General features: G+C 64.5%; 23 protein-coding genes. 13 read left to right on the top strand and 10 right to left on the bottom strand.

Features of this window, described 5'->3' with window-relative positions; genetic code table 11:
* Nucleotides 1–118 precede the first annotated feature (118 nt).
* From BMI86_RS02205 to mraZ, 4 genes are read right to left on the bottom strand one after another with little or no spacing between them, the layout of a single operon-like run.
* Entirely contained in the window at nt 119–1,933 is a 1,815-nt protein-coding gene (locus BMI86_RS02205) for a penicillin-binding protein 2 (protein WP_246831609.1), read from the bottom strand.
* Nucleotides 1,933–2,310 (bottom strand): cell division protein FtsL, encoded by a 378-nt coding sequence (locus tag BMI86_RS02210; RefSeq protein ID WP_078519471.1) that lies wholly within the window; start codon nt 2,308–2,310, stop codon nt 1,933–1,935. The genes BMI86_RS02205 and BMI86_RS02210 overlap by 1 nt, the downstream gene beginning before the upstream one ends.
* Entirely contained in the window at nt 2,307–3,314 is a 1,008-nt protein-coding gene (gene rsmH, locus BMI86_RS02215; RefSeq protein ID WP_078539570.1) for a 16S rRNA (cytosine(1402)-N(4))-methyltransferase RsmH, read from the bottom strand. The genes BMI86_RS02210 and rsmH overlap by 4 nt, the downstream gene beginning before the upstream one ends.
* Before the next feature lie 3 nt (nt 3,315–3,317).
* The gene (gene mraZ, locus BMI86_RS02220; RefSeq protein WP_078539571.1) at nt 3,318–3,803 is read right to left on the bottom strand and encodes a division/cell wall cluster transcriptional repressor MraZ; all 486 of its coding nucleotides are present in this window, start codon (nt 3,801–3,803) and stop codon (nt 3,318–3,320) included.
* A gap of 49 nt (nt 3,804–3,852) precedes the next feature.
* On the opposite strand from mraZ, the gene BMI86_RS20835 reads away from it, so the two are divergent.
* On the top strand, nt 3,853–4,182 hold the full coding sequence (locus BMI86_RS20835) for a hypothetical protein (protein WP_143594662.1): 330 nt from the start codon (nt 3,853–3,855) through the stop codon (nt 4,180–4,182).
* A gap of 348 nt (nt 4,183–4,530) precedes the next feature.
* Here the strand turns inward: BMI86_RS20835 and BMI86_RS02225 are convergent, their stop codons facing one another.
* Nucleotides 4,531–5,619, bottom strand: a complete 1,089-nt coding sequence (locus BMI86_RS02225; protein WP_078539572.1) for an Mrp/NBP35 family ATP-binding protein — start codon at nt 5,617–5,619, stop codon at nt 4,531–4,533.
* A 339-nt stretch (nt 5,620–5,958) separates the two neighbouring features.
* Between BMI86_RS02225 and BMI86_RS02230 the strand changes: the two genes are divergently transcribed.
* Complete coding sequence (locus BMI86_RS02230; RefSeq protein WP_078519474.1) at nt 5,959–6,162, top strand: DUF1127 domain-containing protein; 204 nt, start codon at nt 5,959–5,961, stop codon at nt 6,160–6,162.
* Nucleotides 6,163–6,847: 685 nt separating this feature from the next.
* On the top strand, nt 6,848–7,630 hold the full coding sequence (rlmJ, locus tag BMI86_RS02235; RefSeq protein WP_078539573.1) for a 23S rRNA (adenine(2030)-N(6))-methyltransferase RlmJ: 783 nt from the start codon (nt 6,848–6,850) through the stop codon (nt 7,628–7,630).
* Here rlmJ and mntR read toward each other — a convergent pair.
* Nucleotides 7,613–8,038 (bottom strand): manganese-binding transcriptional regulator MntR, encoded by a 426-nt coding sequence (mntR, locus tag BMI86_RS02240; RefSeq protein WP_078519476.1) that lies wholly within the window; start codon nt 8,036–8,038, stop codon nt 7,613–7,615. The two genes, rlmJ and mntR, sit on opposite strands and share 18 nt — an antisense overlap.
* Nucleotides 8,039–8,239: 201 nt before the next feature.
* Here mntR and BMI86_RS02245 point away from each other — a divergent pair, with 201 nt between their 5' ends.
* The 4 genes from BMI86_RS02245 (at nt 8,240) to BMI86_RS02260 (ending at nt 12,515) form a co-directional block, all read left to right on the top strand.
* Nucleotides 8,240–9,541, top strand: coding sequence for an Nramp family divalent metal transporter (locus BMI86_RS02245; RefSeq protein ID WP_078539574.1), 1,302 nt, complete (start codon nt 8,240–8,242; stop codon nt 9,539–9,541).
* A gap of 99 nt (nt 9,542–9,640) precedes the next feature.
* Nucleotides 9,641–11,236, top strand: coding sequence for a peptide chain release factor 3 (locus BMI86_RS02250; RefSeq protein WP_078539575.1), 1,596 nt, complete (start codon nt 9,641–9,643; stop codon nt 11,234–11,236).
* Nucleotides 11,233–11,700: a DUF6869 domain-containing protein gene (locus BMI86_RS02255; protein ID WP_078539576.1), complete on the top strand. Its 468-nt coding sequence runs from the start codon at nt 11,233–11,235 to the stop codon at nt 11,698–11,700. Before BMI86_RS02250 ends, BMI86_RS02255 begins: the two co-directional genes overlap by 4 nt.
* A gap of 98 nt (nt 11,701–11,798) precedes the next feature.
* Complete coding sequence (locus BMI86_RS02260; protein WP_078519480.1) at nt 11,799–12,515, top strand: lipo-like protein; 717 nt, start codon at nt 11,799–11,801, stop codon at nt 12,513–12,515.
* Between the two features lie 88 nt (nt 12,516–12,603).
* Here the strand turns inward: BMI86_RS02260 and BMI86_RS02265 are convergent, their stop codons facing one another.
* Nucleotides 12,604–12,933 carry an iron-sulfur cluster assembly accessory protein gene (locus BMI86_RS02265; protein ID WP_078519481.1) on the bottom strand — a complete coding sequence of 110 codons (330 nt, stop codon included), beginning with the start codon at nt 12,931–12,933 and terminating at the stop codon, nt 12,604–12,606.
* Between the two features lie 93 nt (nt 12,934–13,026).
* On the opposite strand from BMI86_RS02265, the gene BMI86_RS02270 reads away from it, so the two are divergent.
* Both BMI86_RS02270 and BMI86_RS02275 read left to right on the top strand, forming a co-directional pair.
* Entirely contained in the window at nt 13,027–14,238 is a 1,212-nt protein-coding gene (locus tag BMI86_RS02270) for a deoxyguanosinetriphosphate triphosphohydrolase (protein ID WP_078539577.1), read from the top strand.
* A gap of 60 nt (nt 14,239–14,298) precedes the next feature.
* Nucleotides 14,299–14,721 (top strand): OsmC family protein, encoded by a 423-nt coding sequence (locus tag BMI86_RS02275; RefSeq protein ID WP_078519483.1) that lies wholly within the window; start codon nt 14,299–14,301, stop codon nt 14,719–14,721.
* A 70-nt stretch (nt 14,722–14,791) separates the two neighbouring features.
* Here the strand turns inward: BMI86_RS02275 and BMI86_RS02280 are convergent, their stop codons facing one another.
* Complete coding sequence (locus BMI86_RS02280) at nt 14,792–15,481, bottom strand: glutathione S-transferase N-terminal domain-containing protein (RefSeq protein ID WP_078539578.1); 690 nt, start codon at nt 15,479–15,481, stop codon at nt 14,792–14,794.
* A gap of 34 nt (nt 15,482–15,515) precedes the next feature.
* On the bottom strand, nt 15,516–16,433 hold the full coding sequence (locus BMI86_RS02285) for an alpha/beta fold hydrolase (RefSeq protein ID WP_078539579.1): 918 nt from the start codon (nt 16,431–16,433) through the stop codon (nt 15,516–15,518).
* A gap of 231 nt (nt 16,434–16,664) precedes the next feature.
* On the opposite strand from BMI86_RS02285, the gene BMI86_RS02290 reads away from it, so the two are divergent.
* The 4 genes from BMI86_RS02290 to BMI86_RS02305 all read left to right on the top strand — a co-directional run bounded on the left by BMI86_RS02290 (nt 16,665) and on the right by BMI86_RS02305 (nt 23,178).
* Complete coding sequence (locus BMI86_RS02290) at nt 16,665–17,840, top strand: aminotransferase class I/II-fold pyridoxal phosphate-dependent enzyme (protein ID WP_078539580.1); 1,176 nt, start codon at nt 16,665–16,667, stop codon at nt 17,838–17,840.
* A 97-nt stretch (nt 17,841–17,937) separates the two neighbouring features.
* Nucleotides 17,938–19,032, top strand: coding sequence for a GTP cyclohydrolase FolE2 (gene folE2, locus BMI86_RS02295; RefSeq protein WP_078539581.1), 1,095 nt, complete (start codon nt 17,938–17,940; stop codon nt 19,030–19,032).
* 191 nt (nt 19,033–19,223) lie between these two features.
* Nucleotides 19,224–21,674: a UvrD-helicase domain-containing protein gene (locus BMI86_RS02300; RefSeq protein WP_078539582.1), complete on the top strand. Its 2,451-nt coding sequence runs from the start codon at nt 19,224–19,226 to the stop codon at nt 21,672–21,674.
* A gap of 199 nt (nt 21,675–21,873) precedes the next feature.
* On the top strand, nt 21,874–23,178 hold the full coding sequence (locus BMI86_RS02305) for a DUF3422 domain-containing protein (RefSeq protein WP_078539583.1): 1,305 nt from the start codon (nt 21,874–21,876) through the stop codon (nt 23,176–23,178).
* On the opposite strand, the gene ybaK is transcribed toward BMI86_RS02305, so the two are convergent.
* Nucleotides 23,172–23,651: a Cys-tRNA(Pro) deacylase gene (gene ybaK / locus BMI86_RS02310; RefSeq protein WP_078539584.1), complete on the bottom strand. Its 480-nt coding sequence runs from the start codon at nt 23,649–23,651 to the stop codon at nt 23,172–23,174. The two genes, BMI86_RS02305 and ybaK, sit on opposite strands and share 7 nt — an antisense overlap.
* Between the last annotated feature and the right edge of the window lie 2 nt (nt 23,652–23,653).

The raw sequence follows: 23,653 nt of genomic DNA on the forward strand, positions 1-23,653 counted from the left end.
TCAGCTTGCCGCACTTATCCGGCGACGCGTCTGCGAGGTCAAGGCGACAGGCCCTGCCCCCGGTCTCTTTGCGCGAGTTCATGCGCGTGGCGCGAGACCCGCTGACAGCCCGGAAAGGTCAGTCTTTCTTGACGAGGCTGATGCCGTCGAGCGTGTCGGGCGTGGTCGGTTCGGGGCGCAGGCCCAGAAGCGGCGCGACACGGCGGATCGTCTCGGCCGCGACCGGCACGGCGGTCCAGCCTGCGGTGCGGCGCGGCGTGTCGCCGGAGGTATCCGTCGGCTCGTCCAGCGTGAGAACCAGCACATATTCGGGGTTGGTCACCGGGAAGACGCCCGCGAAGGTCGAGATCACCTTCTTGTCGTAATAGCCGCCCTGCGGATCGGGCTTGTCGGCGGTGCCGGTCTTGCCCGCGACCTGATAGCCCGCGACATTGCCGTAGCTCGCCGTGCCGCGCGTCACCACGGCGCGCATCATCGCCAGCGCCTTGCGGGCCACCGCCGGAGACACGACCTGCGTGCCTTCAGGGGCCCCGAATTCCTGTTTATGCGGCTTGCGCGGGCCGCCGTTGGCGATCAGCGTCGGCAGCACGCGCCGCCCGTCATTGGCGATCGTCGCATAGGCCGTCGCAAGCTGCAGCGGGCTGTCGGAAAGACCGTGGCCGTAGCCGATGGTCATCGCGGACAGCTCCGACCAGTTCTTCGGCAGAATCGGGCGGCCCGTCGGCGCCTCGATCAGCTCCACCGGCGAGGGCTCCAGAAGGCCCAGCTTGCCGAGGAATTCGCGCTGCTTCTCGGGGCCGATCTTCTGGACGATCCGCGCAGTGCCGATATTCGAGCTGTGCACGATCACATCCGTGACCGACAACTGCTTGCCGTAATTGTGGAAATCGTGGATGCGGAACTTGCCCCAGCGCAGCGGACCCTTGGTGTCGATCATCGTCTCGGGCGTGACCAGACCATCCTGCATCGCTTGGCTGACCGCGAAAATCTTGAAGGTGGAGCCCAGCTCGTACATCCCCTGAACCGCGCGGTTGAACAGCGGGCTGTCGGAGGGGTCGCCCTTCAGAAGCGGCGCGGGCCGGTCGTTGGGGTCGAAATCGGGCAGGCTCGCCATCGCGACGATCTCGCCGGTCTGAACCTTCATCAGCACCGCCGTCGCGCCCTTGGCGTTCATCAGCTTCATGCCGCCCGAGAGCACGTCTTCGAGCGCGGACTGCACGGTCAGGTCCAGCGAGAGCTTCAGCGGCTGCCCACCATTGGCCGGATCGCGCAGCCACTTGTCATATTCCTTCTCGATCCCGGCCACGCCGAGGATCTCGGCGGAGTTCACGCCTTCCGTCCCGTAGCGCGCGCCGCCAAGGATATGCGAGGCGAGATGGCCGTTGGGATAAAGCCGCATCTCGCGCGGACCAAACAGAAGGCCGGGATCGCCGATATCATGGACCGCCTGCATCTGCTCGGGGCTGATGCGGCGCTTGATCCAGACGAATTTGCGATGACCGGTGAAATCCTTCTTCAGCCGGTCGCGGTCGAGATCGGGGAAGATCTTCACCAGCTTGTCCACGGTGCCCAGCGGGTCGATCATCATCGGCGGCTGCGCATAGAGCGAGTGGGTCAGCAGGTTGGTCGCGAGCACCCTGCCCTTGCGGTCGACGATATCGGCGCGTTGGGCGTGGATCTGTTCAGTCGTGGAATCGGTCTGCGGCTCTTCGGGGCGCGCGGCGGCGAAGGAGCCCATGCGCAGGCCCACCGTCAGGAAGGCCGCGAGGAAGATCACCGACATGACCAGCAGGCGGCCCTCGGCGCTTTGGCGCGCCTTGTCGCGGGTGGCCTCGCCGCGCAGACGGCGGTTCTCGCGTTCGATCGCGTCGGGGTTTTCGCCTTTTTCGCGGGCGTCGAGAATACGGGCAAGCGGACGAAGGGGCGTGCGCATCAGTTCCCTCCCTCAGGATCGGCCTTGACTTCGATCGGGTCGGACAGGCCGGACAAATCGGCGTTCGACGCGTCGGCATCATCAGCCTGCGGCGTCGGATAGGCGATCTGCGCCACGGTCCCGAACTGCTCGGGCGTCATCGGCAGGAGACGCAGCGAGGTGAAGTTGAGATTGACCAGTTCGCGCAGGCGCTGCGGACGGTTGAGATAGGCCCATTCGGCATTGAGCACGGACAGCCCCTCGTTGAGCGAGGCGATTTCCCGGTTGAGGTCGCGCAGCTCGTCGATCCGGTCCTGCGTGTCGTAGTTGACGTGATAGGCCCAGAAGGCGAGCGCGAGGACACAGGCGGAGGCGGCAAGATAGGCAAGCAGTCTCAACGGCGTTTCCCCTTCTTTTCCCCGGTGACGAGCTTCGGAAGCCCCAATTGCGTGCGATCGGCCTTGCCGGCGGGCGCCTCGGTGCGCCGTCCCACCCGAAGCCGGGCCGAACGTGCGCGCGGGTTTTCAGCCAGTTCCTCTGCGTCGGGCCCGTCGCCCTTCACGGTAATCTCGAAAGCGGGATCAAGGGTTTGCTGAACCGGTGCGTGGCGCGAACCGCCCCCGCCGGTCGACGAGCGCGCCGCAAAGAAGCGCTTCACCACCCGGTCTTCGAGCGAATGGAAGCTGACCACGGCCAGAAGCCCGCCGGGTTTCAGCGCGCGCTCGGCAGCTTCCAGCCCCTCGATGAGCTGGCCGAATTCGTCGTTCACCGCGATGCGCAAGCCTTGGAAGCTGCGCGTAGCGGGATGGCTCTGCCCCGGCTTCGGGCGCGGCAGGCAGCGCTCGATCACTTTGACCAGTTGCTGCGTGGTCTCGAAAGGCTGGGTCTTGCGTGCTTCGACAATAGCCTTGGCGATCCGGCGGGAGGCGCGCTCTTCGCCATATTGATAAAGGATATCAGCGAGCTCGGCTTCGTCCGTCTCGTTCACCAGATCGGCGGCCGAAGGCCCTTCCTGCGACATCCGCATGTCGAGCGGCCCGTCGCGCATGAAGGAAAAGCCGCGATCCGCCTGATCGAGCTGCATCGAGGAGACGCCGAGATCCAGCACCACCCCGTCGAGCAATTCGTCGCTATAAGTATCGAGTTCGGAGAACGTGCCTTCGACCAGTTCCAGCCGGTCGCCATACTCGCCGCGCCACGCCTCGGCCATCTCGAACACGGCTGGGTCGCGATCGACGCCGATCACCTTGTCGGCGCCCGCCTCCAGCAATCCGCGCGCATAGCCGCCCGCGCCGAAGGTTCCGTCAAGCCAAGTCCCAGAGACAGGCGCGACCGCCCGAAGGAGCGGCCGCAGCAATACCGGGACGTGGGGGGCGTCTGGCAGGGCGTCCCGATCCGTCATGGCTCACCCCTGCGACAATAGGCTGAGCGGGTCGAAATCTTCGCCCTGCTCGTCGATCCACTGATCGATATTGGCTTCATCGGCAGCGGCGAAGGTCTCGGGGTTCCAGATCTCGAAAGTCTCGCCCACGCCGGAGAAATAGGCCTCCTTGTCGAGACCGATCTTCGTGCGCAAAGCCGCCGGGAGAACCAGGCGGCCATCGGGATCGACTTCGGTCGGGTGCGATTTGGACAAAACCATCCGCTGCAGGATCGTGCGCTGCTTCGAGCCGCGCGGCAGCGCCGCGATATCGGCGGCCAGCGCCTCGAAGGCGGCCTGCGTGTAGATCTGAAGCATTTTCTGGGTGTCGGCGCCGTAGACGATGACCATGCGGGGGCGATCTTTGTTCGGGCGCTCGGGGTCGCCCTCTTCCAGCTCACGACGAAACAGCGCGGGGATCGACACGCGACCCTTACTGTCCACCTTGAAGGTGTATTCGCCTATGAACATGCCCGCCAAAGCGCGCTCCTATCACCTGTCCCGCCGGGCGGGGCCCGAAATGAAAACAGCGGATTGGGCTGCTGCCACTGCCCAATCCGCCGCCCTCGTTCCCATTACTGGGTATGTCCGACTGCACGCGCCACCTGGGGGGATGGGGATATCTGCTCGCTCGCGCGCCGGATCTCTTTGTTTTCGTGAAGCGATGGCCTGTATGAAACCTGCATTTCGCCGTGAGGTCTTAGTGCCTCTATTTGTCTTCGCTTCCGATGAATTAGGGATGCCATGGGAATTCATGGCACGCAAGAAAAAAGTTGCCGAATACTGGGCATATGTTGTTCGCGAAGAGACTCCATTACAACGTGTTGTACCGAAATCAGGCCACACCTAGCGCAAGCATGACGGCAATTTACTATATATGGTAGAAAAACCGGAGCCGTCAGAGCTTCCCGTAAAATCCCAAAAAATTTCGCTCAACGCGGAACCTGTGGTTTTTGAGCCGCAATTTGAACCCGCGACACCACTGATTTCAGCGCTCACCACAGGGTGATTTTGCGCGAGGGCGCGTGAAGGGGGCGTGATTCCGCCCAGTATCATGGCGAATCTCCGCTCACATGCCTTCTACGCTCCCGTGAAGTTCCATGAAAGGTGCCATGATTTCCCATAACGCCCCTGTGACCAGAAAAAAGGCGCCCGGATCGGGCGCCTTTTTTGGCGTGAGCTTGGCCTGGAGCTGAGATCAGAGCAGATCGCGATCGACCAGCCCCTGCGCAAGAGCGGCATAGCCCTCGGCCGCCGGCCCCTCGCCCGCCGCAACCGGGGTGCCCGCATCGCCGGCGAGCCGCACATCCAGATCGACCGGCAGCGCACCGAGGAAGGGCAGCCCCAGCGCCTTCGCTTCCGCGGCGACCCCGCCATGGCCGAAGAGATGCGCCTCGTGGCCGCAATTGGGGCACACATAAGAAGACATGTTCTCGACCAGCCCGTGGATCGGGGTTTTCAGCCGCTGGAACATGTCGATCGCCTTCTTCGCATCGAGCAGCGCGACATCCTGCGGGGTCGAGACGATGATCGCCCCGTCCAGCTCGGTTTTCTGGCACAGCGTGAGCTGCACATCCCCCGTCCCCGGCGGCAGATCGATCAAAAGCACGTCGAGCGGGCCGTATTCGTCCCATTTCACCTGGAACAGCATCTGCTGCATCGCACCCATCAGCATCGGGCCGCGCCAGATCACCGCCTCGCTCTCTTTTAGCATGAGACCGACCGACATCAGCGTGACGCCATGCGCCTGCAGCGGCAGTATCGTCTGGCCGTCCGGCGAGGCGGGCCGTTTGCTCGCACCCATCATGCGCGGCAGCGAGGGACCATAGATATCCGCATCGAGTAGACCGACCTTCTTGCCCGCGCGCATCAGCGCCACGGCGAGGTTCGACGCGACAGTGGATTTGCCGACGCCGCCCTTACCCGACCCCACGGCGATGATCTTCTTCACGCCCGGCACTTTTTGCGGACCTTGCTGGGGCTTGGGATGGCCGCCGATCGCGGGGCCGCGCTGTTGCGATTGCTGAGCGGTGCCGCCAAGACCGCGCGGCGCGCCCGCGGGCACCACCACCGTCACGCTCGTCACCTCGGGGAGCGCCTTGATTGCCGCTTCCAGCGCGGGGCGCATCGCTTCCAGTTCAGGCTGCGGCGCGCCTTCGAGCACGAAGCGCACCACGCCATCTTGCACCGCAAGCGCGCGCACGAGATCGCGGCTGATCGCGGTCCCGCCGCCCGGCACTTCTACCGATTGCAACGTCGCAAGAACCGTTTCCTTGCTCAGAGCCATGCAGATTCCTCCATTCCCGGGTCCGTCATCGGCCCGACTGCTCGTGATTTGGCCGGAACTGTGGCGTTTTTGCCGCGCAGTTCAAGTCGAGAACTGCCCAAATGGTCAGGAATCCCCCAAACGCCCCAAGGCAAGCGCACATATCTTGCGTCTGCGTCTCGAAAATGGGTCAGAATCATTCATGCATTTTCTGCATGGCGGCAATGAGGCTTCCCGGCATTGTGCAGTCGCAGCATTAGCGCCATCTTTAGCCCAACGACGGAACACGAAGTAACGAATTCGGGCCGACAAGCTGGAACCGGCAGCGGCCCTCGCAAGTAGATAGATGAGGCTAAAACGATGGCACTCGTACAAGACATCCAACTGAACGAAGGCGGCTTCGCCGCGCTGAAATCGAAACTGACCGAAGCCCTGGCCCGCCGCAAGGTGTATCGCCAGACGCTCAACGAACTGCGCTCGCTCAACAGCCGCGAGCTGAACGACCTCGGGCTGCACAGCTCGATGATCACCCGCGTGGCCTACGAGGCCGCATACGGCAAGTAATTCGCTTCCCGAGCCCCTCTCCTCCTCCCTGGGGCTCAGGACTGCGGCGGCGCTCTCTCTCCTCCTCCCTGAGAGCGCCGCCACACCAAACATACCGGCCCCGAGCGGCGCGACGCCGCGATGCCGGATCCGAGCTGCCCGGATCTCTCTCTCCTCCTCCCTGAGAGATCCGCGCCGAGCAGGCGGCGACCTCTCTCCTCCTCCCTGAGGTCGCCGCCTATCACCGGCGGAAAGCTGCGACAGGCTGTCGCATGCTGCAGTGCAGCACTTGATATCCGGGCCGACAGGCCCAAACTGTTACGAAAGGCCCTCTCCTCCTCCCTGGGCCGATCGTTTCGGCGGCGCTCTCCTCCTCCTCCCTGAGGGTGCCGCCACAAAATACCGAGGGTCCTCTCCTCCTCCCTGGACCCGAGGGTGTGACGCCGCTTCCTCCTCCTCCCTGAAGCGGTGTCGACAGTGCCAAAGGGTCTCTCTCCTCCTCCCTGAGACCTGACGGCAGAAAAGAGACGGCGGCGCCCCTCCTCCTCCCTGGGCGCCGCCGTTTTCTTTTACTCTCAGACAGGCTGACCCGAAGGAGGGGCGCTGCCCCGCGCGCTTAGCGCGCCCCCGGGATGTTTCTCTCGAGAAGAAGAGCATTGCCCTCGCGCGCGCCGACCGGCAGGAAGGGCGCAAGGAGACCGAACCGATGCTGTCTTACCAACACGCCTATCACGCCGGAAATCTGGCCGATGTGCACAAGCACGCGCTGCTTGCCTCCGCGCTCGATTACCTGACGCGCAAGGACAAGCCGCTGAGCTATCTCGAAACCCATGCCGGGCGCGGGCTTTATGCGCTTGACGGTGCGGAGGCCGCGAAGACCGGCGAGGCAGCGGCCGGGATTGCACGGGTGGAAGGCTTGGGCTGGTTCGCACCCAATCATCCCTATATGCGCGCGCTGGCCGCTGTGCGTGCGCAGCACGGCGCGCAAGCTTATCCGGGTTCGCCTTTGGTGGCGCAGGCGCTGTTGCGGCCGATGGACACGATTCAGCTATGTGAATTGCACCCGCAGGAGTTTTCCGCCCTGCGCACGGCCACGCGGCGAAGCGGCGCGGTCCTGCACAAGGCCGACGGCCGCGAAATGGCGCTGGCGCTGACGCCCCCGACCCCGCGTCGCGGAATGATGCTGATCGATCCGAGCTTCGAGGAGAAGGCCGATTACACGGCGATGCCGAAGCTGATCGGCCATATCGCGAAGAAATGGAATGTCGGGATCATCGCGCTCTGGTATCCGATGCTCGCCTCGGGCGCACACGAGACGATGGTCCGCACCCTGCGCCGCGACTTCCCCGAAGCGCTAAGCCATGAGGTTCGATTCCCGCCCGCCCGCGAGGGCCACGGCATGATCGGCTCTGGGATGTTTATCGTGAATCCGCCCTGGGGCCTTGCCGGCGAGGCCGAACGGCTGTCGGAGCTATTTGCCAGCCTTTGACGCGAGGAAGGCCTCGAACGCCTCCAGCGTGCGCGACGAGACATGGTGCTCGATCCCTTCGGCGTCGATCTCCGCGACCTCTTCCGGCACGCCCACGGCGCGCAGCAGAGCCACAACGGTCCGGTGCCGTTCACGTACCTGATCGGCCAGCGCCTCCCCAGTCTCCGTGAGAAACACCCCGCGATAGGGCCGCGACACGGCCAGCCCTTCGCGTTTGAGCCGCGCCACGGCTTTCGTCGCGGTCGGATGGGCCACCCCGAGTCGCGCCGCGATCTCGGTGATCCGTGCCTCGCCGAATTCCGCCGTCAGATCAGCGATCATCTCGACATAGTCTTCCAAAAGCGCGCGCGCCGCACGCTCTCGGGCCCGGTTGAACCCTTTGATCTGGGAGGGATCGGTGTCAGTCATTCGCCTGCCTTGACGGTCTTTGTCTCAATACCGGTCGGGGCCTTTCGGGCACCATTTCCAGAGCGGACCGGATAACGTGTCGTGCCCGATATGCCAAGCAAAGCTTCGCGCGGCGCGTGTTGTGCTGTCAACGAAAATTAGCCACTTGCGAATCTTGTAGCCAAGGCTACATTTCGCAGGAGCAGCATAAACGAGGGCCCCATGACTGAACTAACCCGCAAGGAAAACATGACGAGCCGCACCCGCACGGCGATGGAGGCTGTGCTGTCGGGCAACCGACGCGGCGGGTATCTGTTGTTCTTCGGGCCAGCCGTCATCGCCTCGGTCGCCTATATGGACCCGGGCAATTACGCGACGAATATTCAGGCGGGCGCGGGCTATGGCTATGCGCTTTTGTGGGTCGTGCTGGGGGCGAACCTGATTGCGATGCTGTTTCAGGCGATCTCGGCGCGCGTGGGCATCGTCACCGGCAAAAACCTCGCAGAACTCTCGCGCGAGAATTTCTCGAAACCTGTGACGATTGCGATGTGGATCGTCTCGGAGATCGCGGCGATGGCGACCGATCTGGCGGAGTTTCTGGGCGGCGCGCTGGGGCTTTCGCTCCTGTTCGGCTGGCCGCTGATCTGGGGGATGGGCGTCACCGCCGTCGTCACCTATGCGATCTTGATGTTCGAGCGCGGCGGCTTCCGCCCGATGGAGATCGTGATCGGCGCGCTCGTGGCGCTGATCGGGGCCTGCTACCTCGCCGAGATGTTCGTGGCGCCGGTCGACTGGTCCGGGGCCGTGGCGGGGATGTTCGCCCCCTCGATGCCTGACGCGACGGCGCTGACGATCTCGGTGGGCATCATCGGCGCGACCGTGATGCCGCATGCGATTTTCCTCCATTCCGGCCTGACGCAGAACCGCGCCCTGACGCGGGACCCGGTGCAGAAGGCGCGGCTGGTGAAGTTCTCCAACCGCGAGGTGATCATCGCCCTCGCGATTGCGGGCATGGTCAATATGGCAATGGTGATCATGGCGGCCTCGGCCTTCCATGCGGGCCATTCCGAAGTCGCCGAGATCGAGACCGCCTATCACACCTTGACGCCGCTCTTGGGCGGGTTCGCGGCGGCAGCCTTCCTGACCTCGCTGATCGCCTCGGGGGTTTCCTCCTCGGTCGTCGGCACGATGGCAGGCCAGATGATCATGCAGGGCTTCATCCGCCGTCGCATCCCGGTCTGGCTTCGCCGGGTCATCACGATGGCGCCCGCCTTCGTCGTCGTCTGGCTGGGGGTAAACACGACCGACGCGCTGGTGATGAGCCAGGTCGTGCTGTCGATCGCCCTGCCCGTCCCGATGATCGCGCTGCTGATCTTCGCACGGCGCAGCGACATCATGGGCAAGTTCGCCCTGCGCGGGCCGGTTCTGTGGCTCGCGGTGCTGGGGGCGCTCATGGTGCTCGGGCTGAACTTCGTGCTGCTCTGGCAATCGGCCGGGCTGCCGGTGCCGGGTCTGGTGAGCTAAGGCGTTGGCGTGAGGGGGGCGCTGCACCCAGCGCCGTATCCGTTTCAAGCCCCATCGCCGCGATTGCAAGGCGCGCGCGGGCAGGCTAAACGAGCGCGCATGATGAACCGTCCCGCGCTCCCGCCCGAAATCGCCCGTCGCCGCACCTTCGCGATCATCTCGCATCCAGATGCGGGCAAGACCACCTTGACCGAGAAGTTCCTGCTTTTCGGCGGCGCCATTCAGATGGCGGGGCAGGTGCGTGCCAAGGGCGAGGCGCGGCGGACGCGTTCTGACTTCATGAAGATGGAACAGGATCGCGGGATTTCGGTCTCGGCCTCGGCCATGTCCTTCGAGTATCGCGACTTCCGCTACAACCTCGTGGACACGCCCGGCCACTCGGATTTCTCCGAAGATACCTACCGGACGCTGACGGCGGTCGACGCGGCGATCATGGTGATCGACGGCGCGAAGGGCGTGGAGAGCCAGACCCGCAAGCTCTTCGAGGTTTGCCGGTTGCGCGACCTGCCGATCCTGACCTTCTGTAACAAGATGGACCGCGAGAGCCGCGACACGTTCGAGATCATCGACGAGATTCAGGAAAACCTCGCGATCGACGTGGCCCCGGCAAGCTGGCCGATCGGGATGGGCCGGGATTTCCTCGGTTGCTACGACATGCTGCACGACCGGCTGGAGCTGATGGACCGCGCGGACCGCAACAAGGTGGCGGAATCGATCAAGATCTCCGGTCTGGACGACCCGAAACTGGCTGAACATGTGCCCGCCGATCAGCTCGAAAAGCTGAAAGAAGAGGTCGAAATGGCGCGCGAGCTGCTGCCCGCTTTCGACCGCCAGAGCTTTCTCGAAGGGCACCTGACCCCGATCTGGTTCGGCTCCGCGATCAACAGCTTCGGCGTGAAGGAATTGATGGACGGGATCGGCGAATTCGGGCCCGAGCCGGAGGTCTTCAAATCTGCCGGGCGCGATGTGGCGCCCGAGGAGAAGAAAGTCGCGGGCTTCGTCTTCAAGGTGCAGGCGAATATGGACCCCAAGCACCGCGACCGCGTGGCCTTCGTGCGTCTGGTTTCGGGGCATTTCACGCGCGGGCAGAAGCTGCTGCATGTGCGCTCGAAAAAGCAGATGGCCGTGTCGAACCCGGTTCTGTTCCTCGCCGCCGACCGCGAACTGGCGGAAGAGGCCTGGGGCGGCGATATCATCGGTATTCCAAACCACGGGCAATTGCGCATCGGTGACGCGCTGACCGAAGGCGAGGCGCTGCGCTTCACCGGCATCCCGAGCTTTGCGCCGGAACTGCTGCAATCGGTGCGCGCGACCGACCCGATGAAGGGCAAGCATCTGGAGAAGGCGCTGATGCAATTCGCCGAAGAGGGCGCGGCCAAGGTGTTCAAGCCCGCGATCGGCTCGGGCTTCATCGTGGGCGTCGTGGGCGCGCTGCAATTCGAGGTGCTGGCGAGCCGGATCGAGCAGGAATACGGCATCCCCGTGCGGTTCGAGGCCTCGCAATTCACCTCCGCCCGTTGGGTGTTGGGCGACAAGGCGGCGGTCGAGAAGCTGGTCAACGCCAACAAGCAGCACATCTCTTATGATCACGACGGCGACGTGGTGTTCCTCACGCGCCTGCAATGGGACATCGACCGGGTCGAGCGCGACTATGAAGGCGTGACGCTGTCGGCGACCAAGGAAATGATGCAATGACCACCCCCCTTCCCCCCGAACTCGTTTCGATCCTGTGCAATGAGGCCAGTGCTCCGGAAGACGTGCGCACGGTCGAGGCGCTGGTCGATCTGTGGCTCGCCGACAATGCCGAGGAGCCCGAGGGCGAGGAGTTTCCGTGGTCGGTGCTCTGTGTGTTCGAGCTGCGCGAATATCCCGAGGTGCTCTGGACTTTCATCCGCAAGGCGCTGACGGGGGCTACGACGATCTGGCAGGTGGTGATGCTCGCCGCCGGTCCGCTGGAGGATCTGGTGGCGGAACATGGCGCGGAGTTCATCGACCGGATCGAGCGCGAGGCGCGCCATTCCGCGCGCTTCCGCTTTGCGCTGACGGGCGTCTGGCCGCAGGGCGAGGAAGACCCCACCCTTTGGGCGCGGATCGAGAAGGCGCGCGCGGCGGCGATGGATACCGGGCTCGATATGGGCGGGCCGCTGCCGCCGAAATAAGCGCAGGCGCATCGCGCGCCAGGTAACGAAAATCACATCTCTGCGCCTGAGCTGTGCAGCAGCGCGCGTCGGACCTACCTCTGAGCAAGGAGGAGATCATGGCGCAGCTGTCTCGGATGTCCGGTAAGAGAATGGCGCGGTTCCTGCAAAAGCAGACCCGCTTCTACCAGCCCTTCGGCGTGATCCCGACCCGCGCGCTGCGCGCCACGCTGCGTCCCGGCGATGTGCTTCTGGTCGAGGGCGATCGGCGGATCTCGGCGGCGATCAAATATCTCACTCATTCCACATGGTCCCATGCCGCCTTCTATTCGGGCGGTCCGCCCGGCGGCGAGCTGATCGAGGCCGATCTGGAGGCAGGCGTGCGGATCGCGGGGCTTGCGGCCTATGCGCATCTCAACACCCGCATCTGCCGCCCCGTGGGGCTTGGGCATGATCGGCTGGAAGAGGTGATCGACTACATGCAGAGCGCCGTCGGGCGGCAATACGATCTGAAGAACGTGATCGACCTCGTGCGCTATCTTCTGCCGCGCCCGCCTGTGCCGCATCGGTTTCGGCGGCGGATGCTGGCTTTGGGATCGGGCGATCCGACGCGGGCGATCTGTTCGACCGTGATCGCCGAGGCGTTTCATTCGGTCCATTACCCGATCCTGCCCGATATCGAGATGGGCAGCGCCGACAGCCAGGGGGAGATCCTGCATATCCGGCACTCGTCGCTGTTCACGCCGCGCGATTTTGATCTCTCGCCCTATTTCGATGTGATCAAGCCGACGCTGGAAGATGGGTTCGATTTTCGCAAATTGCCACTGGAGGAGTGACGCCGGAGGAAGGGAGCCTCCGGCGGGGATATTTATATCAAGAGGAAGCGAGGATGCGCCTTTCAGACAAGGCGCATCGCCTGCATCGTTACATCGCGAAGGAGACGCCGCAGCCGCAGGAGCTGGATGCATTCGGGTTCTCGATCACGAAGCGCGCGCCGATCAGTTCTTCGGTGAAGTCGATCGTGGCGTTCTCGAGGAAGGGCAGCGAGACCGGGTCGATCAGCACCTTCTGGCCCGCGCCTTCAAGCACGATGTCGTCGCCGGCAGGCGTCTCTTCGAGCTTGATATCATACTGAAAACCGGAACAGCCGCCGCCCTCGACGGCCACGCGCAGCGCTTGCGGCGCTTCGCGACCTTCATTGATTTCCGCCAGACGCGCAAAGGCGCGCTCGGTCACTTTCGGAGGGAGTTGCATCGGATTGGCCTTCCTGACCCCACGGGGCCTGTATTTCCGTCACATCCGAGATATAGGAGGGCCGAAGCGTGCCGACAAGACGAGGTTTTACCAGTGCTCAAGCCCTATGCCTGCCAGCCCGGCGAGAGCCGCGGGCGGCTTCACCCCGAAAGCATGTCCACTTTCCGCTCGCCATTCCAGCGCGATCGGGACCGGATCATCCACTCCTCAGCCTTCCGACGGCTCAAGCACAAGACGCAGGTCTTCGTCGAACATGAGGGCGATTATTACCGCACGCGCCTGACCCACACGATCGAGGTGGCGCAGGTGGCGCGCACTATCGCGGGGACGCTCGGGCTGAACACCGATCTGGCCGAGGCGGTGGCGCTGGCGCATGATCTGGGCCATCCGCCCTTCGGGCATACGGGCGAGGACGCGCTGGCCGAGCTGATGAAGCCCTATGGGGGCTTCGATCACAATGCGCAGGCGCTGCGGATCGTGACCAAGCTGGAGAAGCATTACGCGGGCTTCGACGGGCTGAACCTGACCTGGGAGACGCTGGAAGGTATCGCCAAGCACAACGGGCCCGCAATTTCCGACAAGGGCGGCTCGCACAGCTTCCCGAGCCGTGAGGAGCTGCCCTATGCGCTGGCCGAGGTCGATGCGGCCTGGGATCTGGAGCTGGAGACCAACGCCAGCGCCGAGGCGCAGGTGGCGGCCGTGGCCGATGACGTGGCCTATAACCACCACGATCTGCATGACGGCCTGCGCGCGGGGCTCTTCGACGAGGACGATCTGTGCGAATTGCCGGTGATCGGAGCCTGTTTCGCCGAGGTGGACAAGCTGCATCCCGGTCTCGACCGCACGCGCCGCCAGCACGAGGCGCTGCGCCGGGTCTTCGGCGTGATGGTCGAGGACGTGATCGCGGTGGCTGAGAACCGTCTGACCTCGCTCGGGCCGCAATCGGTCGATGATATCCGGCAGATGGACGGGCCGATCATCCGCTTCTCGAAGCCGCTTTATCAAAGCCTCAAGGTGCTCAAGCAATTCCTGTTCGAGCGCATGTATCGCGCGCCCTCCGTGGTGGTGGAGCGCAAGCGCGTGACCGAAATGATCAACGCGCTGTTCCCGCTGTTCATGGAACGCCCGGAGCTTCTGCCCGAGGAGTGGCAGCAGGAAGTCTCCCGCGCGCGCATCCTCGGCGGCGACTGCACGCGGCCCGAATCGAAGCAGGCGCTGGCGCGGGTCGTGCTCGATTACGTGGCCGGGATGACGGACCGCTTCGCCATTCAGGAATATGATAGGCTGGTGGGGCGCGGGCGGTGAGGCGGAACAACTGGCCCTCCGTCTCGTTGTCTCCGCGAATGCAACGCATAGGAGGGATTCATGATCCGCAAGCACGCATCGGCCCATTGGGAAGGCACCATCAAGGGCGGCAAAGGCACGATTTCGACCGAGAGCGGCGCGCTAAAGTCGCAGCCCTACGGTTTCAACACCCGGTTCGAGGATGAGCCCGGTTCGAATCCCGAGGAATTGATCGGCGCGGCTCACGCGTCCTGCTTCTCGATGGCGCTGTCGCTTCAGCTCGAGCAGGCAGGTGTCTCGGATGTCGTGATCGACACCAAGGCGGAAATTTCGCTCGACAAGGAGGGCGACGGCTTCGCGGTGAAGAAATCCGCGCTGACCTCGACCGTGAAGGGCACCGGCGACGAAGAGGCCATCCGCAAGGCGGCCGAGGGCGCCAAGGAAGGCTGCCCGATCTCGAAACTTCTGAACTGCGAGATCACGCTGGACCTGACGATCAACTGATCCAGTCCTGATCAATCAAAGCAAAAGGGCGCCCGGTGAGGCGCCCTTTTTCATGTCTTGGGTCCGGCTTTCAGCGCTTGAAGAGATGCTTCTGCGCTTCGCGGCTCGAATTGTCGCTGCGCTCATCGGCAGACAGGGCGCGGCCCGCTTTGACGCCCGGGCGTTCGCCGACTTCGTCGAGCCAGCGCTTCAGGTTCGGCTTGTCGTCGAGCGTCTGCTCCTGCCCTTCCCAAAGCGAGGCCCAGCCCCAGGACGCCATATCCGCGATCGAGTAGAAATCGCCCGCGAGGTAACGGGTCTCGGCCAGACGGCGGTCCATCACGCCATAGAGCCGCCCCGTCTCGGCGCGGTAGCGATCCTTCGCATAGGGCAGGTCCTGCGGCGGCTCGAGCTTGGGCGCGTATTTCAGGAAGTGGTGCGCCTGACCAGCCATCGGGCCCAGCCCGCCGACCTGCCAGAACAGCCATTCATCGACCGCGATCCGGTCGCGCTCGGTCTCGCCGTAGAACTGGCCGGTCTTGCGGGCGAGATATTGCAGGATCGCGCCGCTTTCGAAGATCGAGACAGGTTCGCCATCCGGGCCGTCGCGGTCGATGATCGCGGGCATCCGGTTGTTGGGCGAGATTTTCAGGAATTCCGGCTCGAATTGCTCGCCCTTGCCGATATTTACCAGGTGGGTCTCGTAGGGCAGGCCCATCTCTTCGAGCGCGATGGAAATTTTCCAGCCGTTCGGCGTGGGCCAAAAATAGAGGTCGATCATGGGGTCTCCGTCAGGTTAGGCGGCAGGTTCCGCTCTACTTTGCTGCTCGCTGAAACGAGGGCAAGGCGAAACCCGGTGTGCGCGGACGCGCAAACAGGCGCGACCAGCGGGGGTCTTGCGCCTTAGGTAGCGCTTCGGCGAGAAAGGGAAGCGGCAGTCGGTCGGGCTGGCGCAGCACTTGACGGTAAAGGTCGAACAGCCCTTCGCGCATGTAGCAGGCGAAATGGCACACGCGTTTCGCAGGCGGGGCGACGGCGTAGCCGAGATCTTCGAGAACCTCGATCACCTCGGGCGCGTCGATCTGCAGATCGAGCCAGTTGCGCATGGGCTGCGACAGGCCATTTCCCAAAGACCGCTCGCGCCCGCCCGCGACGCCCCACTCGAACAGGAAATCGAACAGGTCATTGTCGCGGCTGGTGACGTTGAGCACCTCGCAGCTGCGGCCCGCCGGGCTCGCCATCGCCTCCTCGGCGCGGCTCTGGAATTCCGCGGCGGCCAGCAGTACCATCCGCGCCACTTGCCCTGCATGGGCATGGCGCAGCGCCCGCAGCGCGACCCGCGCGCCCATCGAATGGCCGATGATGCCCACCGGACGTCCGGTCGCCGCATGAAGCGCACCGATCAGACGGGCAAGGCGCTGTGCGGCGATCTCGGCCATGTCGTAGATCCGGGTCAGCCGCCCCGTCGATTGCCAGCTGAACGCGATGCCCAGCCCTTCGCCCGGATTGCTCCCGTCGAAGCCGAGCGCGCGCGGCCAGCTGATCGCGGTATGCAGATTGAAGCTCGGCTCCATCGCGAAGATATGCTGATAGGGATCGCGCCCCTCGACGCCCGCCGCATAGCCGTAGCCGTGGATCATCAAGACGACCGGGGCACCCTCCGGCAGCGCGCGCGCCTGAGCGATGACATCGGCGGGCAGCTCGGAGCTGGCATGGACCTTGAGAAGCGGCATTTGGGCCTCGGGGGAGGAGCGCAGGCGCGGGTTGTTGTTCTAATCCGAACGCGGCTTTTCGTCGGAAAGTTCCCGTGCCCTCGCGTGAGCCTGCAGCGGCAGGGAGTGGAATGCGCCACGCCGGGCGCCGTCCGTTTTGTGCGAATGGGACATCACCGCTATGCGTTGACCCTACGCCGCCTGCGCGCTATCGCAGCCTCAAGCCGCGACAGACCGCCGCAGGAGGCCCCGATGACCGAGCGCAAGACCCGCACCAAACTCGTCCATGACGGCATTCGCCGCAGCCAATATGGCGAGTTGGCCGAGGCGATGTTCCTGACGCAGGGCTTCGCCTATCCCTCGGCCGAAGCCGCCGAGGCGCGGTTCCTCAACGCCTCCGACGATGAGTTCATCTATGCCCGCTACGGCAACCCCACCACGCGCATGTTCGAAGACCGGATGGCCTCGATCGAAGGCACCGAAGACGCCTTCGCCTGTGCCTCCGGTATGGCCGCGATCAACGGCGCGCTGACCTGCCTCGTGAAGGCGGGCGATCACATCGTGGCCGCGCGCCAGATGTTCGGCTCCTGCCTGCATGTGCTGAAAGTGCTTCAGGGCTTCGGTGTGGATGTGACGCTGGTCGACGGCACCGATCGCGACGCGTGGCGCGCCGCGATGCGCCCCGAGACGAAGGTCTGCTTCTTCGAGAGCGTCTCGAATCCCGGCCTCGAAGTGATGGATGTCGCGGGCATCGTGAAGATCGCCCATGAGGGCGGCGCGACGGTGGTGGTCGACAACGTCTTCGCCTCGCCGATTTTCTCGCGTGCAGTGGAACTTGGCGCAGATGTGATCGTCTATTCCGCGACCAAGCATATCGATGGCGGCGGGCGCGTGCTCGGCGGTGTCGTGCTGGGTTCGAAAGAGTATATCCGCGGTCCGCTGGAAACTTACGTGAAGCACACCGGCGGCGCGATGAGCCCGTTCCATGCCTGGGTTCTGCTGAGCGGGTTGCAGACGCTCGATCTGCGGGTGCGCGCGCAGGCGGCCAACGCGGCGGCCGTGGCCAGCGCCGTGGCAGGTCATGAGAAACTCGCCCGCACCGTCTATCCCGGCCTGATGGATCATCCCCAACATGCATTGGCGATGGAGCAGATGGGCTCGGGCGGCACGATGCTCGCGCTCGACCTGAAAGGCGGCAAGGAGGCGGCGTTCCGCTTCCTCAACGCGCTGCAGATCGTGTCGATTTCGAACAACCTCGGCGATGCGAAATCCATTGCGACCCATCCGGCGACGACGACCCACAAGAATCTGTCGGAAGAGGAGCGGGAGGCGATCGCGATTACCCCCGGTCTGATCCGCATTTCGATGGGCATCGAGGACGGCGGCGATCTGATCGCTGACATCAAGGGGGCGCTCGACGCGGCCTGAACGGGGTGAACCGATTGCCGCGAACCGGCGTATTGTCTTGGACATCGCCCCTAAAAACCCCATATCTGGCGGGACCGGGCGCACCGGAGGACAGGATATGAACGTGCAAGGCAGGATCGAGACCCCCGACAATGACGACGCCCGCGCCGCGCTCGAAGTGCTGCGCGCATGGGCGGCGAAGGCCGACCCGGTCGAGGTCGCACAGCTCGATCCGGCGATCGCGCGGCTGCTGCCGGGCCACGAGGTCTCGAACTACCCCGATCTGAGCCGCGACTATGACGCGACTTTCGAGGCGGACGAGACCTACAAGGCGACGATGCCCGACCTCCAGAATGGCCCGTCCTCGCTGATCGTGGGCGCCCATACCCGGATCGAACATGTCGGCATCTCGAATTTCCGCCTGCCGGTGCGGTTTCATACCCGCGACAATGGCGATCTGACGCTGGAGGCGTCGGTCACCGGGACGGTCAGCCTCGAAGCGGAGAAGAAGGGCATCAACATGTCCCGCGTGATGCGCAGCTTCTACGTCCACGCGGAGAAGACCTTCTCCTTCGAGGTGATGGAAGCCGCGCTCGACGATTACATGGATAATCTCGAGAGCTTCGACGCCCGTCTGATGATGCGGGTTTCTTTCCCGGTGAAGCGGCCCTCGCTGCGCTCCGGGTTGGAAGGCTGGCAGTATTACGATATCGCGCTGGAACTGATCGAGACGGGTGGTGTGCGCACCAAGGTGATCCATCTCGATTACGTCTATTCCTCGACCTGCCCGTGCTCGCTGGAGCTGTCCGAACATGCCCGCGCCAGCCGTGGCCAGCTGGCGACGCCCCATTCGCAGCGCTCCGTCGCGCGGATCTCGGCCGTGGTCGAGCCGGGCGAGGTGCTGTGGTTCGAGGATATGATCGATCTCGCCCGCGCCGCCGTGCCGACCGAGACGCAGGTCATGGTCAAGCGCGAGGACGAACAGGCCTTCGCCGAACTGAACGCCGCCAACCCGATCTTCGTCGAGGATGCCGTGCGCGCCTTCGCCGAGCGCCTTCTGGCGGATGCCCGGATCGGCGATTTCCGCATCGTGGCCAGCCATCAGGAAAGCCTGCACAGCCATGACGCCGTGGCCATGCTGACCGAGGGCGAGACCTTCGCCTCGGCCAGCGTCGATCCGAAGCTGTTCGCCACGCTGATCCATCAGGGCTGAGAGCGGGTAGAGGGCGCTGTGCCCGCCGCGTTGACGCGCAGGGCAATTGGTGCAGGGGGCTCTGCCCCCGCCCTGCGGCCCCCCCAGGATATTATCACAAGAGCGAAGACGGGCGCGGAAGCTCACGTCAGGCGAACAGATGCTGAACATGCCCCTTTCCCTCTGAAGGCCGAACCGCTAGATTGCCTCCCATGAATTGGGCTGATGACGACGATCCTTACGAAGGGGCTGCGAGCCTGTCGCAACGTGCCATGGCGGGCGCCATGCAAGCGCGGAGCGCGCCGTATCTCGAGAAACTGAACCCCCAGCAGCGCCAGGCCGTCGAGACGCTCGACGGGCCGGTCTTGATGCTGGCAGGCGCGGGCACGGGCAAGACCTCGGCGCTGACCGCACGGATCGCGCATCTGATCCACACCGGCCGCGCGCGCCCGAACGAGGTGCTGGCGGTGACCTTCACCAACAAGGCCGCGCGCGAAATGAAAGAGCGCGTGGGTCGCCACCTGGGCGGTGCGATCGAGGGGATGCCGTGGCTCGGCACCTTCCACTCGGTCTGCGTGAAGCTGTTGCGCCGCCACGCCGAACTGGTGGGGCTCAAGTCGAATTTCACCATTCTCGACACGGACGACCAAATCCGGCTGCTCAAGCAGCTGATCGTTGCGGCGAATATGGACGAGAAGCGTTGGCCCGCGCGGCAATTGGCTCGGCTCATCGACGGTTGGAAGAACAAGGCGCTGACGCCCGAAAAGGTCTCGGGCCGCGAGACGGCGGCTTTCGACAATCGCGGCTCCGAGCTTTACGCCGCCTATCAGGCGCGGCTGAAGACGCTCAACGCGGTCGATTTCGGCGATCTGCTGCTGCACATGGTCACGATCTTCCAGACCCACGGGGATGTGCTTGCGCAATATCAGCGCTGGTTCAAATACATCCTCGTCGACGAGTATCAGGATACCAACGTCGCGCAATATCTGTGGCTGCGGCTTCTCGCGCAGGGCCACAAGAACATCTGCTGCGTGGGCGATGACGACCAGTCGATCTATGGCTGGCGTGGCGCCGAGGTCGGCAACATTCTGAAATTCGAGAAGGATTTTCCCGGCGCCGCGGTGATCCGGCTGGAGCAGAATTACCGCTCGACCGCGCATATCCTCTCTGCCGCGTCCGGGCTGATCACGGCCAATGAAGGCCGTCTGGGCAAGGAGCTCTGGACCGAGGCCGAAGGCGGCGAGAAAGTGCGCCTGATCGGTCATTGGGATGGTGAGGAAGAGGCTCGCTGGATCGGCGAAGAAGTCGAGGCGATCCAGCGCGGGACCCGCGGCAACCCGCCCATCAGCCTGAATTCACAGGCCATTCTCGTGCGCGCCTCGCATCAGATGCGCGCTTTCGAGGACCGGTTCCTGACCATCGGCCTACCCTATCGCGTGATCGGCGGCCCGCGCTTCTACGAGCGGCTCGAGATTCGCGACGCGATGGCCTATTTCCGCCTCGTGACCTCGCCCGATGACGATCTGGCTTTCGAGCGGATCATCAACACGCCCAAGCGCGGCCTTGGCGACAAGGCGCAGCAGCGCATTCAGGTGGCCGCCCGCGAGAACGGGCTGAGCCTTCTGGACGGCGCGCGGCTCTTGGTGGCCGAAGGCGCGCTGTCAGGAAAGGCGGGTGGGCAGTTGCGGCTCTTCGTCGAGAACGTCGCGCGCTGGCATGAGGAGGTCGTGCAGGCCTCGCCCGCGACCGCCGTGACACGGGCCGAAGATGACGACCTGCTGATCGAGCCCGCCGAGGATGGTGTGGCGCCCGCGAATGACCTCAGCCATGTGCGTCTGGCCGAACGGATCCTCGAGGAATCCGGCTATGTCGAGATGTGGCAGAACGACAAGACGCCGGAAGCGCCGGGGCGGCTCGAGAACCTCAAGGAACTCGTCAAGGCGCTGGAGCAGTTCGACAATCTGCAGGGCTTCCTCGAACACGTCGCGCTGATCATGGACAACGACAAGGCCGAGACCGAGGAGAAGGTCTCGATCATGACGCTGCACGCGGCCAAGGGCTTGGAATTCCCCGTGGTCTTCCTGCCGGGCTGGGAGGATGGGCTGTTCCCGTCGCAGCGCTCGATGGATGAAAGCGGCCTGAAGGGCCTCGAAGAAGAGCGCCGACTGGCCTATGTCGGCATCACCCGCGCCGAGGAGCTCTGCACGATCTCTTTCGCAGGCAACCGGCGCGTCTATGGCCAGTGGCAAAGCCAGATGCCCTCGCGCTTCATCGACGAATTGCCGCCCGCCCATATCGACGTGCTGACGCCTCCGGGGCTCTACGGTGGTGGCATGAACGGGGGCGGCTTCGGCGGGTCCTCGGCTATGGAAGACCGCGTCTCGCGTGCCGATGTCTACAACTCGCCGGGCTGGCGGCGGCTGCAAAACGCGCAATCGCGCGGGACCAGCCAACCGCGCGAGGCCCGCCATATGATGATCGACGCCAAGGGCGAGAGCGATTACGAGATCGGCGACCGGGTCTTCCACAAGAAGTTCGGCTATGGCGAGGTCATGGGCTCGGAAGGCGACAAGCTGGTGGTCGAGTTCGACAAAGCGGGCGAGAAACGTCTGCTGTCGAGCTTCGTCGTGCCCGCCGCCGATGCCGACGACGTGCCGTTTTAACACTTCGCCCTTCGCCTTGGCGCAAATATCCCGGGGGTGAGGCCGTCAGGCCGAGGGGGCAGCGCCCCCTGCCCCGTCGCGGTCCGCGCGGCGCTGTGGCAGATTTGCCCGGTATTCCGATGCATGCCGTCAAACGCTTGATCAGCGGGGAATTTCGCCGCAGCTAGAGGGTAACACCCGCGTGAGTGAGACTTGAGAGATGACCGCCGATCCAAAGCCCCACCTGCCCGACCATCCCCAGCGCTATGCGCTTGTGAATGAATTGCACGCCCGCCCCTATCCGAAACTGGGCGTGCCGGGACATGCGGTCTATGTCGCCTTCAAGGAGCCGCGCGATGCCGCCAATCGCGACCGCAGCAAGGATCACGATCACCTCGTCGATCTTCTGACGCGCCATGGCGCGGCGCAGCCGAAGGCGGTGATCACCCATTACGGCGGCAAGATCGGGCGCCACGAGCTGAAATGGGAAAGCCATACCGAATTCACCACATATCTCGCGTTCGGCAAGGGCGTGTCGTCGCGCGCCTTCGACCCGGCGGAGACCGAAATCTACCCCGATAGCTGGATCGATGCGGCACCCGGCGGACGGATCGCAGCGGTGCAGATCCGCATCGAGGAGCTGCCCGAGAACCCCGACGACATCTCGCCGCTGCTGGAGCAATGGTTCGTCACCGAAAGCCTTGTGTGCACCTGGGTGCTCGACGGGGCGGCGGTGGTCGCGGGCGATTTCCGGATCGACCCGAACGGGCAGATGCGCTTTGCCGTCTTCGCGCGCCCCGGCACCGGGCCGGGGCGGATCGGGCGCACGGTGCAGCGGCTTTGCGAGCTGGAGACCTATCGCGCGATGTCGATGCTGGGGCTTGCGCGGGCGCGCGACCTGTCGAAGCGGCTCAACGCGCTCGACCCACGCCTGACCGAGATCGTCGACGGGATGGGCAATGACGCCAATTCCGCCGAGGAGACGCTGCACGACCTGCTGGAAATCTCGGCCGAACTGGAGAGCCTCGCGGTGCAGCATTCCTTCCGCTTCTCCGCGACCGGTGCCTATGAGGCGATCGTGCGCGAGCGGGTGGAGGCGTTGCGCGAGAGCCGGTTCGAGGGGCGACAGAAGCTCAGCGAGTTCATGGCTCGTCGCTACGATCCGGCGGTGCGCACGGTCAAATCGGCCGAAACGCGGCTACAGCAGATGGTGACGCGGGCGGCGCGCGCGGGCGAGCTCTTGCGCACGCGGGTCGATGTGGAACGCTCGGCGCAGAACCAGAAAGTGCTGGAAAGCATGGATCGCCGATCGGACCTGCAGCTGCGCCTGCAGCACACGGTCGAGGGGCTGTCGGTGGTCGCGATCAGCTATTATGCGATCTCGGTCGCGGGCTATCTCGCCTATCCGCTCTCGAAGAAGATCGGGCTGAGCAAAGAGCTGATGATGGCGGGGCTAACGCCGATCGTGATCCTCGCGGTCTGGTTGATGATCCGGCGCATCCGCAAGGGCATGGGCGGTCACTGATCGGCGATGAGAGGCTTTGCCTCGGCCCGCGCGGCTGACAGCGCCGCAGCGGGGCAAAGTTCGATCATCAGTCCACGCTTGCCGCCGTTCAGGATGATCGTCTCGTAGCCGAGCGCGCTCTGCTCAAACGCCACCGGGCTTGCGCGTTTCTGCCCGAAGGGGCTGATGCCGCCGGTGCGAAACCCGGTCAGCTTCTCGGCCTTGGCGGGCTCCATCATCTTCGCGGATTTGCCCCCGAAGGCCGCAGCCACCTTCTTCATCGACAGCGTCGCGTCAGACGGGATCACCGCGCAGGCGGGCTTGCCATCCACCTCGACCATCAGGGTCTTGAGAACCCGCGAAGGCTCCACTCCGAGCGCACCGGCCGCATGGAGGCCGATCTTATCTTGACCGGCCTCATAGGCATATTCGTGCAGTTCGAAGGCGAGCTTGGCGCGGGTCAGCGCCTGCGTCGCCGGGGTGGCATGGCCCATTG

Origin of the sequence: Thioclava sp. DLFJ5-1, from assembly GCF_002020115.1 — a bacterium.
Lineage (GTDB): Bacteria > Pseudomonadota > Alphaproteobacteria > Rhodobacterales > Rhodobacteraceae > Thioclava > Thioclava sediminum.

Bases quoted from the DNA above. Each gene is read 5' to 3' on its own strand.
- BMI86_RS02205 (WP_246831609.1), bottom strand. From the start codon at position 1,933: ATGCGCACGCCCCTTCGTCCGCTTGCCCGTATTCTCGACGCCCGCGAA.
- rsmH (WP_078539570.1), bottom strand. From the start codon at position 3,314: ATGACGGATCGGGACGCCCTGCCAGACGCCCCCCACGTCCCGGTATTG.
- mraZ (WP_078539571.1), bottom strand. From the start codon at position 3,803: ATGTTCATAGGCGAATACACCTTCAAGGTGGACAGTAAGGGTCGCGTG.
- BMI86_RS20835 (WP_143594662.1), top strand. From the start codon at position 3,853: ATGAAAACAGCGGATTGGGCTGCTGCCACTGCCCAATCCGCCGCCCTC.
- BMI86_RS02225 (WP_078539572.1), bottom strand. From the start codon at position 5,619: ATGGCTCTGAGCAAGGAAACGGTTCTTGCGACGTTGCAATCGGTAGAA.
- BMI86_RS02230 (WP_078519474.1), top strand. From the start codon at position 5,959: ATGGCACTCGTACAAGACATCCAACTGAACGAAGGCGGCTTCGCCGCG.
- rlmJ (WP_078539573.1), top strand. From the start codon at position 6,848: ATGCTGTCTTACCAACACGCCTATCACGCCGGAAATCTGGCCGATGTG.
- mntR (WP_078519476.1), bottom strand. From the start codon at position 8,038: ATGACTGACACCGATCCCTCCCAGATCAAAGGGTTCAACCGGGCCCGA.
- BMI86_RS02245 (WP_078539574.1), top strand. From the start codon at position 8,240: ATGACTGAACTAACCCGCAAGGAAAACATGACGAGCCGCACCCGCACG.
- BMI86_RS02250 (WP_078539575.1), top strand. From the start codon at position 9,641: ATGATGAACCGTCCCGCGCTCCCGCCCGAAATCGCCCGTCGCCGCACC.
- BMI86_RS02255 (WP_078539576.1), top strand. From the start codon at position 11,233: ATGACCACCCCCCTTCCCCCCGAACTCGTTTCGATCCTGTGCAATGAG.
- BMI86_RS02260 (WP_078519480.1), top strand. From the start codon at position 11,799: ATGGCGCAGCTGTCTCGGATGTCCGGTAAGAGAATGGCGCGGTTCCTG.
- BMI86_RS02265 (WP_078519481.1), bottom strand. From the start codon at position 12,933: ATGCAACTCCCTCCGAAAGTGACCGAGCGCGCCTTTGCGCGTCTGGCG.
- BMI86_RS02275 (WP_078519483.1), top strand. From the start codon at position 14,299: ATGATCCGCAAGCACGCATCGGCCCATTGGGAAGGCACCATCAAGGGC.
- BMI86_RS02280 (WP_078539578.1), bottom strand. From the start codon at position 15,481: ATGATCGACCTCTATTTTTGGCCCACGCCGAACGGCTGGAAAATTTCC.
- BMI86_RS02285 (WP_078539579.1), bottom strand. From the start codon at position 16,433: ATGCCGCTTCTCAAGGTCCATGCCAGCTCCGAGCTGCCCGCCGATGTC.
- BMI86_RS02290 (WP_078539580.1), top strand. From the start codon at position 16,665: ATGACCGAGCGCAAGACCCGCACCAAACTCGTCCATGACGGCATTCGC.
- folE2 (WP_078539581.1), top strand. From the start codon at position 17,938: ATGAACGTGCAAGGCAGGATCGAGACCCCCGACAATGACGACGCCCGC.
- BMI86_RS02300 (WP_078539582.1), top strand. From the start codon at position 19,224: ATGAATTGGGCTGATGACGACGATCCTTACGAAGGGGCTGCGAGCCTG.
- BMI86_RS02305 (WP_078539583.1), top strand. From the start codon at position 21,874: ATGACCGCCGATCCAAAGCCCCACCTGCCCGACCATCCCCAGCGCTAT.
- ybaK (WP_078539584.1), bottom strand. From the start codon at position 23,651: ATGGGCCATGCCACCCCGGCGACGCAGGCGCTGACCCGCGCCAAGCTC.